Genomic DNA, 12,452 nt, shown 5'->3' with positions numbered 1-12,452 from the left:
AGCCTCAGTCGCCGGTGACCTTCACCGGGCCTAGATCGCCCATGCCGACCGTGGCGCTGGCCATCGACAGCATCGCATCAAGGCTCTTCTTGGCGCGCAGGCGCAAGCTCTCCTCGATCTCGATGCGCGGCTCCAGGTCGCGCAGGGCGACGTAGAGCTTCTCCATCGTGTTGAGCGCCATGTACGGGCAGATGTTGCAGTTGCAGTTGCCGTCCGCGCCGGGCGCACCGATGAATTTCTTGTCGGGCACCGCCTTTTGCATCTGGTGGATGATGTGCGGCTCGGTCGCGACGATCAGCGTGTCGCCCTCCATGGCCAGCGCATATTCGAGGATACCGCGAGTTGAGCCGACATAATCGGCATGATCCAGGATATAGGGCGGGCATTCCGGATGCGCGACGACCGGTGCCCCAGGGTGAAGCTGCTGGAGCTTGAGCAGTTCGGTCTCGCTGAATGCCTCGTGCACGATGCACACGCCCGGCCAGAGCAGCATGTCGCGCCCGGTCTTGCGGGCGAGATAGCCGCCGAGATTCTTGTCTGGCCCGAAGATAATCTTCTGGCTGGCGGGAATCTGGGCGAGGATCTTCTCGGCGGACGAGCTGGTGACGATCACGTCGCTCAGCGCCTTCACCTCGGCCGAGGAGTTGATGTAGGTCAGCGCGATGTGATCGGGATTCGCCGCGCGGAAAGCAGCGAACTGCTCGGGCGGGCAGCTGTCCTCCAGGCTGCATCCCGCATTCATGTCGGGCAGGACCACGATCTTCTGGGGCGAGAGTATCTTGGCGGTCTCGGCCATGAAGCGCACGCCGCAAAAGGCGATGACGTCAGCGTCGGTCGCCTCCGCCTTGCGGCTGAGATCGAGGCTGTCGCCCACGAAATCGGCCAGATCCTGGATTTCCGGCTTCTGGTAATAATGCGCGAGGATGACAGCATTGCGCTCCTTGCGAAGCCAATCGATCTCGGCGCGGAGATCGAGGCCGGTGAGCGTGCCGCCGATGCCGTTACGTGCGTCCATGATTACTTCCTGTTTCCCAAAACCTGGTCGAGCGAGCGGGTCGTGTCCCACACCTCGTTATTGTCCTTTGCCTCGTCGGCGAAGCGCACCTTCACCGTGACGTCCATGCCCGCCGCCTTGAGCGGCATGGCGAAGCTGCGCTCGACCGCACGGCGAGTCGCATCGCGCGCCAGATTCAGCGGTACCGCCTCATGCGCCTGGCGCACCAGTTCCTGCTGCCCGGCGCGGCGATTTGCGTCCTGCAGCTTCGAATCGGCGTCGGTGAAGGTCGAGAGAATTCCGCCCTCGCCATATTCGCGCATCTGGGTGAGATCGATCTGCGGCGCGGAGACCTCGACCGGCGGCAGGACCACGCCGAGCGTGCGGGTCCCGGCGTCCCAGGTCACATCCTTCTGCCGCAGCTTGGCGAGATCGACTTCGTAGCGGACCATACCCGGCATGATCAGCGTCTTCTTCGCGCTCAGCCCGAATTGCGACTGGGTCGACGTGGTCACCGCCACGAAGCGCGCGGCGAAAGCGGAAAGACGGTTCTGTTCCTTCAGGCCCTGAAGCGAAGCGCTGGCGATCGTCACCGGATCGGGACCCTTCACCTTGCCGCTGACATAATAGCCGAGCGCCCAGAAGCTGCCTGCGATGAACAGGGCGATCAGTGCAAGCGCACCGGCAAACTTGCCGAGGAACTTCATGCCGCCATCTCCCAGGCGTCTCCTCTGAGCGAGACGAGGCCCCGGTCGCGCAGATCGATCAGATGGGCAAGCACGGATCGCTCCGCTGCGGGAAAGAGCCGTGGGTCAATGCCGACATACATACGCTCGACCATCGCCGCGATCGCCTGGGGCTGGGCACGGAGCAGGCGCAGTATCTGGCCCTCGCGCTGCTTGCGGTGGCCGATCATACCGCGGACGAGGCGCCTGGGATCCTCCACCGGGTCGCCATGCGCTGGATAATAGATGCGGTCTTCGCGGTGCATCAGCTTGTCGAGGCTGGCCATGTACGCCGCCATGTCCCCGTCGGGGGGCGAGACGATGGTGGTCGACCAGCCCATCACATGGTCACCCGAGAAAAGCGCCCCGGCCTCGGGCAGCGCGAAGGCGAGATGATTCGACGTGTGCCCGGGCGTGGCGACAGCGGTGAGCGTCCAGCCCTCGCCTGAAACCGACTCTCCTTCAGCCAAGATACGATCAGGCGCGTAGTCAGCGTCGAACGAAGCGTCAGCGCGAGGCCCAAGATCGTCGAGCGCGAGGGGAGCGCAACCGACGATCGGTGCGCCGGTGGCGAGCTTCAGCGCACGCGCGGCGGGGCTGTGGTCGCGATGCGTATGGGTGATGACGATAGCGACGACCGGGCGCCCAGCAATCGCACGGACCAGCGCCTCGACATGGCCCGCGTCGTCAGGCCCGGGGTCGATCACTGCCAGGTCGGTCGTGCCGACCAGATGGGTCTGCGTGCCGGTATAGGTAAAGGGCGAAGGGTTGGGTGCCAGCACCCGGACGACGAGCGGCTCGAGCTTCTCGGCCACGCCTGGTAGTTGCTCGCTCATGCGGTGCAGATGGCGGGTCGCGGGCGGCGGCGCAACCCTGTCCCTGCTTGCGGGGTGAAGAGCCCGGCTTTGCGTCGATACCGGTTCATCACAAAGGAGAGGGGTCTTCCCGCCGCCGCGGGAAGGCCCCTCACCTCTCCCCAAACGAGGAAAGGAATAGAAGAAGAAAGCTGTTTCCCCCTCAGTTCACCTCGGCCAGATTGGCCTCCATGTCTCGGATCGCGCCATCGAGCGCCTTAATCGCTTCCCTGCGTCCGATCTCGTTCATCGCCTGATCCCTCCGCATGTTTTCCTGCGCGACGCGCAGACCGTCCAGTGCGCCGCGATAAGCGTTGCGTTGGATATCTTTGCTCCGCGCTGCGATCGTGGCTCCTTCGCGCGCGACCTGCTCAATGCGGTTGGTGCAGATGACAATGACGCGTTTGTCACCCTTCTTCTCATTGATCACCATCTCGCCGCGCCGGCCGTCGCGCACGCAATTGCGGGACGAGACTTCGGGGATATTCGCCATATCGGGGAAATCGTCGGTCACTAGCTTGCCGTCTTTTTCGTGGCGCGTGATGCGCACTACCTTGCGCGTGGTGACCTTGCCTTCCGGCGAAACGGTGATGGTGGTGCTATTCTCGTTGCCGCTGCCGTTCCACGACGGTGCCGCGGGGGGTGCGGGAGGTGCAGAAGGCGCGGCCGGAGCAACATTCATCGCCTGAACCGGGATGAGCACAGGCGCAGCATTCATCGCAACGACCGGGGCTGGGGCTGGCATCGGCGCAGGTTCGGGAAGCGGAGCCGGCGTCGGTGCTGGGCCGTCTTCCACTTGAGAGGCAGCGGTGGCCATCGGGCTGAGCTCAGCCAGGCTGACCCCCGTCGCCTTTTCGACGCCTGATCGCACGCGTTCGGCCGCCTGCGTGCCAGACGCGGTGACACCCAACCCGGCGAGGGTCAGCATCGCGACTGTCGCACAGCCGCTGACGAGGCGCAGGCGCGACGTCCTTTTGGTGCTCAGCATTCTCAGCCTCCCTTTCAGATCCTCTATCGTGTGGAGATGGCATGCGGCCGAAACGGCGCCGCCATGGGCCGCCTTGACGATCGCGCAGGCATAGGTGTGCCGCAGCATCGGATTCTTGCCGGCGAGGACACGCGCGTCATTGGCGATTTCCTGATCCGCCCGAAAGGCACGAAAGGCGCGCCAGGCGATCGGGTTGAACCAGTGGAGCGCCAGCACGACGAGCGCGACCCAGTTGGCGACCAGATCCCCGCGGTGATGATGGCCAAGCTCATGGGCGAGCGCGAGATCGCGTTCATCGAGATCATAGCGCTCGGTGAAATCGCGCGGGAAGGCGACGTAGCGACGCCAGATGCCGAAGGCGAGCGGACCGCTCGCCGCATCGGTCTCGATCAGTTGGATTCCACCCTCGATCTCCGTCTCGCGCGATGTCTCCGCCAGCATGCGGCGGCAGAAGCGGGCGTGCGCCGTCGCATGCCAGGCGATGAACGCCACCGCACCCAGCACCCAGAGCGAGACCAATATGGGGCCAAGCGAGGGATTTTGAGCGACGGGCGCGGTGGCGTCTCCGCCGAGCGGTTCGATCACATAGACAGTGATCTGCTCGCTCGCGCGGATCACTGGCGCGACTGCGATCTCGCGCCAGGATTGCGGCAGGGGCGGAAGGAAGAGCCGGAGCGCGGGCAGCGCCCACAGCGCATAGGCGATGTCCGGCCCGAAGGCGCGGCGTACCGACCCGCGCAGCAAGAGCACCACGACCATCAGCATCGCCGAGGCGATCAGCGCTTCGATAGCCCAGGGGACAAGGCCAGCGCCGGTCATGACTTGAGGCCTTTGAGCAGCGCCTCGATCTCGGCGATGTCCTCATTGGTCAGCGCGTCACGCTCGGCGAGATGCGCGACCAGCGGCGTCAGCTTGCCGCCGAACAGCCGGTCCATCAGTCGACGCGATTCGCCCTCGACATAGTCGCCCCGCGCGACGAGCGGGTGATACAGATACCGTCGCCCATCCTCCCGATGCGCGATGATGTTCTTGGCCAGCAGCCGGCCGAGCAATGTCTTCACGGTATTGGCCGACCAGTCGCGCTCCGGCGGGATGCGTTCGGCCACGTCCTGCGCGGTCAGGGGCGACTCGTCCCAGAGCACCTCCATCACTGCATGTTCAGCATCGCTGATCCGCTCGCTCACGATTCGCTCTCCGTAATGACCACACCTGTAATCGTACCGTTTACACCTGTAGTCAAGCGGGTGAACGATCAATGAATGAAGGCGCTCGACAGCCCGCCCCCGTACCGGCAAGCTCCCGCGAAAATCGGGAGAGAGGCATGAACCAGTTCACCGTCGTCGCCACCGAGCTGCGCTTTCCCGAAGGCCCCGTCGCGATGCCCGATGGCAGCGTGATCCTGGTCGAGATCGCCGCCGGACTGATCACCCGGGTAAAACCGGATGGATCGACGGAGACGATAGCGAGGCCCGGCGGCGGGCCGAACGGTCTCGCAATGGGTCCGGACGGCAAGCTCTATTGCTGCAACAATGGCGGCTTCAACTATGTCGAACGTGGCGGCCTCCTGATCCCCCATGGCCAGGCCGATGACTATTCAGGCGGGCGGATCGAACGGATCGACCCCGAAACCGGGGTGGTCGAGACACTTTACCGGGATGGCGATTTCGGCTGCGTGCTGCGCGGCCCCAATGACATCGTATTCGACACGCATGGCGGCTTCTGGTTCACCGACCATGGCAAGAACCGCCCCCGCGAGCGGGACATCACCGGCATCTTCTACGCCAAAGCTGACGGCAGTCTTCTCGAAGAAGTCATCTTCCCCAGCGAGAATCCCAACGGCATCGGCCTCTCGCCCGACGGTGCGACGCTCTACGCGGCCGAGACCTATACCTGCCGGCTGATGGCGTTCAGCGTGACGGGGCCGGGCAAGGTCGACGCAAGTATCGGGCTCGGCGGCGCCGGCATCCCGCTGTATCGCCCGGACGGTTACAAATTCTTCGATTCGCTCGGCATCGAGGAGAGTGGCAATATCTGCGTCGCGACGATCGGCGAGAGCGGGATCAGCGTGATCTCGCCGGCAGGCAAGCTCGTCGAGTTCATCGCGACGCCCGATCCGTTCACCACCAATATCTGCTGGGGTGGCCCCGACAGACGCACGGCATGGATCACCTTGTCAGGCACCGGACAGCTTGTCCGCATGGACTGGCCCCGGCCCGGCCTGAAGCTTGCCTATTGAGAGCCGGCACTATCCGGCAGCCTAGTCGATGCTGCGTGCGTTTCGTGCAGGTGCGCTTGCAGTATCCGTGCAATTGACCGGCGGGCGCGCCGATGGCTTATGCGCGCCAAGAGGATGTTTGCGGAGACGATGATGAAGAAGCTCTATCCCGATGCAGCGGCGGCGCTGGATGGGCTCCTGTTCGATGGCATGACGATCTGCGCTGGCGGGTTCGGCCTGTGCGGCATTCCCGAGCGACTTATCGACGCCATTCTCGCGGCGGGCACCAAGGACCTGACCATCGCCAGCAACAATGCCGGGATCGACGGCGAAGGCCTGGGCAAGCTGTTGCGCAGCCGTCAGGTGAAGAAAATGATCTCCTCCTATGTCGGCGAGAACAAGGAGTTCGAGCGGCAATATCTGGCGGGCGAGCTCGAGGTTGAATTCTGCCCCCAGGGCACGCTGGCCGAACGCTGCCGCGCGGGCGGCGCGGGCATTCCCGGCTTCTACACCAAGACCGGCGTCGGCACCCAGGTGGCCGAGGGCAAGGAAGTGAAGGTGTTCGACGGCCAGGAATATATCCTGGAACGCGGCATCCGCGCCGACCTGTCGATCATCAAGGGCTGGAAAGCGGATGAGAGCGGCAACCTGATCTTCCGCAAGACCGCCCGCAACTTCAACGCGCCGATGGCAACCGCAGGGAAGATCTGCGTCGCCGAGGTGGAGGAAGTGGTGCCGGTCGGCAGCCTCGATCCGGACAGCATTCATCTGCCCGGCATCTATGTGAAGCGGATGATCGTCGGCGCGCCCTACGACAAGAAGATCGAATTCCGCACCGTCCGCGAGCGCGTGGCGGCGTGAGCGCGCCTTCTTCCCCTCTCCCGCTTGCGCGAGAGGTCGGGAGAGGGCCTGTCCGACACGATGCCTCCCTCCCGACGACATGCCCTCCCCTAGCCCCTCCCGCAAGCGGGCGGGGGATTGCGTTGGCGCTCGCAATTACGCTTTCCGCATGTTCCACGGCACAAACACCATTACCGGCGGTAGCGGCGCCTGTCCCGGTTGCTGCTGAACCGGTGGCTCCGCCTCCCACCCTGCCCGCCCCTACCGTCCCCGCTGGCATGCAGTATCTCTACGGCTCGGGCGAAGGATCGGCGATCAGCGTCCAGGCATGGCGTGGCCTGACCGACTATGTCGTGGCCCAGGTCCGCAAGCGCCCGGTCGACAGCGTCGTCCTCGCCCCCGGCGTGACCCTTGCCGCACCTGGCTTCGTACCATGCGGCAAGAAGCCCTTCGCCGCGGTGTTCGATGTGGACGAGACGGTGTTACTCAACCTGGGCTTCGAATATTCCGACGCCACCAACCCCCGACCCTATGACGAGGCACGCTGGCAGGCATGGGAGAAGACGGGCGTCGACAAGGTCGCCGCCGTCCCCGGTGCGGTCCAGGCGCTGACCGCGTTGCGCGCGTTGGGCGTAACGGTGGTGTTCAACACCAATCGCTCGGCCGGCAACGCGACCCAGACCAGCGCCGCGATAGACGGTGCCGGGCTTGGCCCGGCAGTCCATGGCAACACCCTGTTCCTCGCCGGCGACGATGCCACGGGATCGAAGAAGGACGGCCGCCGCGCAGCCATCGCTGCGAAATATTGTGTGATCGCGATGGGCGGCGACCAGCTCGGCGATTTCAGCGACCTGTTCAATGCCGGCCTCACCCCCATGCCACGGCGCGACGCGACGCTTGCCGCGCCTATCGCGGCAAAATGGGGCGCTGGCTGGTTCGTGCTTCCCAACCCCGTCTATGGCAGCAGCCTCAAAGGCGGCTTCGACGACGTGTTTCCTGCAGACAAGCGCTGGGCCGAGCCCGCACCCACGGAGAAATAAGAATGGCCTGGACCCGTGACGACATGGCGGCGCGTGCCGCGCGCGAGCTGCAGGACGGCTTTTACGTCAACCTCGGCATCGGCATCCCGACTCTGGTGGCGAACCATATTCCCGAGGGCGTCGAAGTGACGCTCCAGTCCGAGAACGGCATGCTTGGCATCGGCCCCTTCCCGTTCGCGGGCGAGGAAGATCCCGACCTGATCAACGCCGGCAAGCAGACCATCAGCGAGCTGCCGCAATCTGCCTATTTCGGTTCGGACCAGAGCTTCGCGATGATCCGCGGCGGGCACATCGACCTGACCGTCCTCGGCGCGATGGAAGTTGCCCAGAATGGCGATATCGCCAACTGGATGATCCCGGGCAAGATGATCAAGGGCATGGGCGGCGCCATGGATCTGGTCGCCGGCGTGAAGAAGATCATCGTGGTGATGGAGCATACCAGCAAGAACGGCGACCCGAAGTTCATCCCGACCTGCACCCTGCCGCTGACCGGCAAGAATGTGGTCGACATGATCATCACTGATCTCGCCGTGTTCCAGCGGCCCGATCATCAGTCCCCCTTCCGGCTGATCGAGATGGCGCCGGGCGTGACGACGGACGAGATAGCGGCGAAGACGACGGCGCAGTATCAGGCCTGATGGCCTACACCCTCATCACCGCCAATCGGAACTATTCGAGCTGGTCGCTGCGGCCATGGCTGCTGATGAGAGCCTTGGCCATTCCGTTCGCCGAGCGCATCGAACCGTTCGCGAAACCGGATAATTATGCGGATTTCCGCGCCTTCTCGCCGAGCGGGCAGGTGCCGGTGCTGCTCGACGGCGATCGCACCGTGTGGGATTCCTTCGGGATCGTCCTGTATCTCGCCGAGCGTCATCCGGGCATCTGGCCGCGGGATGAGGCGGCACGGGCCTGGGCCATTTGCGCGGCAGCCGAGATGCATGGCGGTTTCGGGGCATTGCGCAACGACTGCACGATGAATGTGGGTGTCCGCGTCGCGCTCAGGGCGCCCTCGCCAGCGCTTGAGCGCCAGGTCGCGCGGATCGGCGAGCTCTGGGCCGAGGGACTTTCGCGCTTTGGCGGGCCGTGGCTGGCCGGCCCCGACTTCTCGGCGGTCGACGCCTTTTACGCGCCGGTCGCCTTTCGTGTCCGCACCTATGGACTGGATGTCGGGACCGCTGGCGCTACCTGGGTTGCGCATATCCTCGATCATCCCGCGATGCGCGAATGGGAAAGCGTCGCCCTGACCGAAAGCTGGCGCGAGACGGGGCATGAAGCCGAACTCGCCGCCGCCGGCACCGTCACTGCCGACTTCCGGGTGTGATCCGGCGTGTCGCCATCGCCGCAGCCATCCTTCTGGCCCTTGTCGCAGGCCTGATGGCGGCCTTCATCTCCCCGCCCGGCCTGCTGAGCCTGCTCGACGGCGCGGCTGGCGGCGGCACCGGCTCCAGCAGGCCGGGCAGCGCCCTGCCCTTCGGCACGCATGGCCAGACGCTCGACGTCTGGCGCCCCTCCGGCGAGGCCAAGGCGAAGCGCCCGGTGCTGATCTTCTGGTATGGCGGCGGCTGGGCCAAGGGCAACCGCCGCGCCTATGCCTTCGCTGCGCGCGCCTATGCCAAGGCGGGTTTCGTCGTGGTCGTGCCCGATTATCGCAAGGTACCGAGTGTACGCTTCCCTGCCTTCCTGGAAGACGGCGCCGAAGCGGTGAGATGGACCCGCGACCATATCGGTGAATATGGCGGCGACCCGGAACGGATTGCGATCGCGGGCCATTCCGCCGGTGCCTATACCGTCGCGATGCTGGCACTCGACCCGCGCTGGCTTGAGGCGGCCGGCGTCGATCCGGGAATCATCAAGGCAGCGGTCGGGCTGAGTGGCCCTTATGACTTCTACCCCTGGAGTTCGCAGCGTGCGGAAGAGGCGATGAAGGGCGTGGCCGATCCGGGGATGACCCAGCCGATCAATTTCGCGCGGGCGGACGCCCCGCCAATGCTGCTCGTTACCGGCGACAAGGACACGACGGTGCGACCACGCAACGCGCTGCGTCTCGAAGCCAGGCTCAAGACGCTGGGGGCGCCGGTCTCCCTGCTTGTCCTTCCGGGGCTCAACCACGAGGGTGTCGTGATGGCGTTGTCCAGGCCGTTTCGGGGCAAGGCCCCGGTACTGGCGGAGAGCGTGACGTTCATCAACGCAGCGTTCGACAGGAAACAGCCGGCTGTATTGCGCCGATAACACGCGCCGAGGTACGAAGAAGGCATGACGATCGCGCTCCTGCCTTCTCTCGTTCTCGCCGCCGCGCTCGAGATCCGGGTGGCGACGCTCCCCAAACGGAAAAGCAGAAGCTGATGCGCATTCTTCTTACCGGGTCGAGCGGCTGGCTCGGCCGCTTCCTCGCACCCCGCCTCCGGGCCCTGGGCCATGACGTCACCGGCCTGGATATCGCGCCGGGCACCGACACCGATGTCGTCGGCACCGTCGCCGACCGGGCGCTGATCGACCGGCTGTTCGGCGAGCGCGGGATCGAGGCGGTCATCCATGGCGGTGCGCTGCACAAGCCGGATATCGTGCGCTATCCGAACCAGGCGTTCATCGACGTGAACAGCAGCGGGACACTCAACCTGATCGAGGCAGCGGTCGCGGCCAGGGCGAGCCGGTTCGTCTTCACCTCGACCACGTCGCTGATGATCTCGACCGCGATCCGCGAGGCGCGAGGCGAGACGGCGGTTTGGATCGACGAGGAGATGGCGCCGCTTGAGCCGCGCAACATCTACGGCGTGACGAAGCTCGCCGCCGAACAGCTCTGCCGCCTGATCCACAGGGACCATGGCCTGCCCGTCATCGTGCTGCGCACGTCGCGTTTCTTTCCCGAGGACGACGACACCCACCACGACCTGTCAGGCGAGAACATGAAAGCCAATGAACTGCTTCATCGACGATTGACGGTGGAGGACGCGGCCGAAGCGCATGTCATCGCGCTGGAACGGGCTCCGAAGATCGGCTTCGGCACTTTCATCGTCTCCGCACCAACGCCCTTCGCACGCGACGAGGTAGCGGCACTCAAGGCCGATGCCCCCGCGGTGATCGCCCGGCATTTCCCCGACGCCGCTGCCTTGTATGAACGATATGGCTGGCACCTGCCCCGATCGATCGACCGGGTGTATGATTCAGGCCTGGCGGAGCGGGTGCTTGGATTCCGGTGCGCGACCGATTTCGCGGCGGTGCTGAAGGCGATGCGCGACGGTGAGGAACTGCCCTTTGCGCATGATGCCAGTTACATCTCCCCCAAGGAAACCCTCGCCGCGAATTAAGCGACGTATCAGCCGGTCATCTGCGACGGCGACGCATCCTGCGCCAGTCGCGGCCGAGCTTGCGAACGCCCATCCAGGTACCCGTTCCACAGACCAGGGTTACCGCCGCCAGCAGTAGCAGAACGACGACATCCCATAGCGGCCGTGACCGGAGAATGGGGAAATCCAGGCTGTGCAGCCCATCCTGCAGCCAGCGAAAACGCCGGCCATTGCGATCGAACGCGCGGATCAGCTTGCCCGAGTCAGGGTCGATATAGAGCCGCGTCGCCTCCGCGTCGGACAGAATGGCGCGCCACACCGGAAGCTTCGTCGGGAACTTGTGGGTGTAATAATAGGCGTCTTCGTCGCTGAGCCTGTCGAGGGAGGCGACAGGCGGACCGTTCCGCAGCGCAACCTTCAGCGCTTCAGCCCGAAGCGGTTCGGGTCGTCCGCCGGCGCCGAAGCGCACCATCCGCCCGTCCTGGCCGATTGCGACGAGAAACATGCGTCCGCCGAGCGGCGCGCTTTCCAGCCGAACGGTCCCGGCCGGCATGGCACCGAGCCGCGAGATCGCGCCCCGCATATCGCCCCATGTAACGGTTCCGGCCAGCCGCTGCCGCTCCGCGAACCCGGCCATGCTGTCGAGGAACCCCCATGGGTTCATCGAGAAGAGCCCGCTGGCGACCCAGGTCAGCGTCAACAGCCCGAAGAACAGGCCGAACATGTGGTGCCACCACCATAGCCCGCGATAGGGGGAGCCGATGCTGCCGTCGCGCCGTCGCCGCAGCCGGGCAATGCCCACCCAGAGGCCTGTCACGGTAAGGAAGCACCCGATCAGCGAGGTCCAGATGACCACCTGGTTCCACGCCTCGCCATTCTGCCGCAGGATCGTCGGGTAGAGCCAGTGGGGCACCGCGCCCAGCCAGCCCCAGAAACGTTCGAACCGCGTCGTCTGCTGCACCACCTCGCCGCTGTTGCCCGCGACATAGATCGTCGTGGCCGAAGGATCGTCATAGTCGACCCGGTAGAGCGGCTGGTTGCGCCTGAACTCCTGGACCGTCCACTGATCCATTTCCGTCGGCGCAACCGATCCGGGCGGCCCCGCAATGCCGAAACGCCGCCCGAAACTCGTCGCTATGGCGCGAATATCGGCCATCGGCAGCGTCGCGATCGCCTTGCCCGACGACAGATCATAGCCGCCGGGCGTCATGCGCATCTGGGCGATCGGGCGGGTCGGGTCGATCATCGGAACGACCCGAAGCACCGGCCGTCCCGCCATCATTTCCAGCTTCGCCGACGAGAGCGGCGTCCCAGCCGGCAGGTCGACATGCGCCAATGCGTCCGCCCCCGGCAGATGCAGGGGGGCGAGGCCCCGCACCTGCTCGGCAGGCATGAGCCGGGGATAGTCGACATACATCATGACGAACCCGGACAGGCACCAGAGCGTCATGACAGCCCCGATGACGACGCCAAGCCAGCGATGCAGGAAGAGGACAGGACGGAGCATCACCG

At 65.2% G+C, this 12,452-nt stretch carries 13 protein-coding genes; 7 read left to right on the top strand and 6 right to left on the bottom strand.

Going from position 1 to position 12,452, the window contains the following annotated elements; all coding sequences use genetic code 11:
* Positions 1–4 precede the first annotated feature (4 nt).
* The 5 genes from nadA to NDN01_RS03390 form a co-directional block, all read right to left on the bottom strand.
* Complete coding sequence (gene nadA, locus NDN01_RS03410) at positions 5–1,015, bottom strand: quinolinate synthase NadA (protein ID WP_272625842.1); 1,011 nt, start codon at positions 1,013–1,015, stop codon at positions 5–7.
* A 2-nt stretch (positions 1,016–1,017) separates the two neighbouring features.
* Positions 1,018–1,701: a DUF4230 domain-containing protein gene (locus NDN01_RS03405; RefSeq protein ID WP_272625840.1), complete on the bottom strand. Its 684-nt coding sequence runs from the start codon at positions 1,699–1,701 to the stop codon at positions 1,018–1,020.
* The gene (locus NDN01_RS03400) at positions 1,698–2,555 is read right to left on the bottom strand and encodes an MBL fold metallo-hydrolase (RefSeq protein ID WP_272625838.1); all 858 of its coding nucleotides are present in this window, start codon (positions 2,553–2,555) and stop codon (positions 1,698–1,700) included. The genes NDN01_RS03405 and NDN01_RS03400 overlap by 4 nt, the downstream gene beginning before the upstream one ends.
* Positions 2,556–2,736: 181 nt before the next feature.
* Entirely contained in the window at positions 2,737–4,380 is a 1,644-nt protein-coding gene (locus NDN01_RS03395) for a M56 family metallopeptidase (RefSeq protein WP_272625836.1), read from the bottom strand.
* Positions 4,377–4,745 carry a BlaI/MecI/CopY family transcriptional regulator gene (locus NDN01_RS03390; protein WP_272625834.1) on the bottom strand — a complete coding sequence of 123 codons (369 nt, stop codon included), beginning with the start codon at positions 4,743–4,745 and terminating at the stop codon, positions 4,377–4,379. Before NDN01_RS03390 ends, NDN01_RS03395 begins: the two co-directional genes overlap by 4 nt.
* 137 nt (positions 4,746–4,882) lie before the next feature.
* Here NDN01_RS03390 and NDN01_RS03385 point away from each other — a divergent pair, with 137 nt between their 5' ends.
* From NDN01_RS03385 to NDN01_RS03355, 7 genes are all read left to right on the top strand, one after another.
* The gene (locus tag NDN01_RS03385; RefSeq protein ID WP_272625832.1) at positions 4,883–5,797 is read left to right on the top strand and encodes an SMP-30/gluconolactonase/LRE family protein; all 915 of its coding nucleotides are present in this window, start codon (positions 4,883–4,885) and stop codon (positions 5,795–5,797) included.
* 132 nt (positions 5,798–5,929) lie between these two features.
* A complete protein-coding gene (locus NDN01_RS03380; protein ID WP_272627991.1) occupies positions 5,930–6,637 on the top strand; it encodes a CoA transferase subunit A in 708 nt (235 codons plus the stop codon).
* Positions 6,638–6,849: 212 nt separating this feature from the next.
* Complete coding sequence (locus NDN01_RS03375; protein WP_443025192.1) at positions 6,850–7,656, top strand: HAD family acid phosphatase; 807 nt, start codon at positions 6,850–6,852, stop codon at positions 7,654–7,656.
* 2 nt (positions 7,657–7,658) lie between these two features.
* Positions 7,659–8,294, top strand: coding sequence for a CoA transferase subunit B (locus tag NDN01_RS03370; RefSeq protein WP_272625831.1), 636 nt, complete (start codon positions 7,659–7,661; stop codon positions 8,292–8,294).
* The gene (locus tag NDN01_RS03365) at positions 8,294–8,977 is read left to right on the top strand and encodes a glutathione S-transferase family protein (protein ID WP_272625829.1); all 684 of its coding nucleotides are present in this window, start codon (positions 8,294–8,296) and stop codon (positions 8,975–8,977) included. Before NDN01_RS03370 ends, NDN01_RS03365 begins: the two co-directional genes overlap by 1 nt.
* On the top strand, positions 8,977–9,885 hold the full coding sequence (locus tag NDN01_RS03360; protein ID WP_443025232.1) for an alpha/beta hydrolase: 909 nt from the start codon (positions 8,977–8,979) through the stop codon (positions 9,883–9,885). The genes NDN01_RS03365 and NDN01_RS03360 overlap by 1 nt, the downstream gene beginning before the upstream one ends.
* 113 nt (positions 9,886–9,998) lie before the next feature.
* Positions 9,999–10,961, top strand: coding sequence for an NAD-dependent epimerase/dehydratase family protein (locus NDN01_RS03355; RefSeq protein ID WP_272625827.1), 963 nt, complete (start codon positions 9,999–10,001; stop codon positions 10,959–10,961).
* 16 nt (positions 10,962–10,977) lie between these two features.
* Here NDN01_RS03355 and NDN01_RS03350 read toward each other — a convergent pair whose 3' ends face one another.
* The gene (locus NDN01_RS03350; protein ID WP_272625826.1) at positions 10,978–12,447 is read right to left on the bottom strand and encodes a PepSY domain-containing protein; all 1,470 of its coding nucleotides are present in this window, start codon (positions 12,445–12,447) and stop codon (positions 10,978–10,980) included.
* Positions 12,448–12,452 lie beyond the last annotated feature (5 nt).

The organism is Sphingomonas sp. QA11 (assembly GCF_028473665.1).
Classification (GTDB): Bacteria; Pseudomonadota; Alphaproteobacteria; order Sphingomonadales; family Sphingomonadaceae; genus Sphingomonas; species Sphingomonas phytovorans.
The sequence above is the reverse complement of the archived record's forward strand: the minus strand, read 5'-3'. Positions and strand labels throughout refer to the sequence as shown.

Bases quoted from the DNA above. Each gene is read 5' to 3' on its own strand.
- nadA (WP_272625842.1), bottom strand. From the start codon at position 1,015: ATGGACGCACGTAACGGCATCGGCGGCACGCTCACCGGCCTCGATCTC.
- NDN01_RS03405 (WP_272625840.1), bottom strand. From the start codon at position 1,701: ATGAAGTTCCTCGGCAAGTTTGCCGGTGCGCTTGCACTGATCGCCCTG.
- NDN01_RS03400 (WP_272625838.1), bottom strand. From the start codon at position 2,555: ATGAGCGAGCAACTACCAGGCGTGGCCGAGAAGCTCGAGCCGCTCGTC.
- NDN01_RS03395 (WP_272625836.1), bottom strand. From the start codon at position 4,380: ATGACCGGCGCTGGCCTTGTCCCCTGGGCTATCGAAGCGCTGATCGCC.
- NDN01_RS03385 (WP_272625832.1), top strand. From the start codon at position 4,883: ATGAACCAGTTCACCGTCGTCGCCACCGAGCTGCGCTTTCCCGAAGGC.
- NDN01_RS03380 (WP_272627991.1), top strand. From the start codon at position 5,930: ATGAAGAAGCTCTATCCCGATGCAGCGGCGGCGCTGGATGGGCTCCTG.
- NDN01_RS03370 (WP_272625831.1), top strand. From the start codon at position 7,659: ATGGCCTGGACCCGTGACGACATGGCGGCGCGTGCCGCGCGCGAGCTG.
- NDN01_RS03365 (WP_272625829.1), top strand. From the start codon at position 8,294: ATGGCCTACACCCTCATCACCGCCAATCGGAACTATTCGAGCTGGTCG.
- NDN01_RS03355 (WP_272625827.1), top strand. From the start codon at position 9,999: ATGCGCATTCTTCTTACCGGGTCGAGCGGCTGGCTCGGCCGCTTCCTC.
- NDN01_RS03350 (WP_272625826.1), bottom strand. From the start codon at position 12,447: ATGCTCCGTCCTGTCCTCTTCCTGCATCGCTGGCTTGGCGTCGTCATC.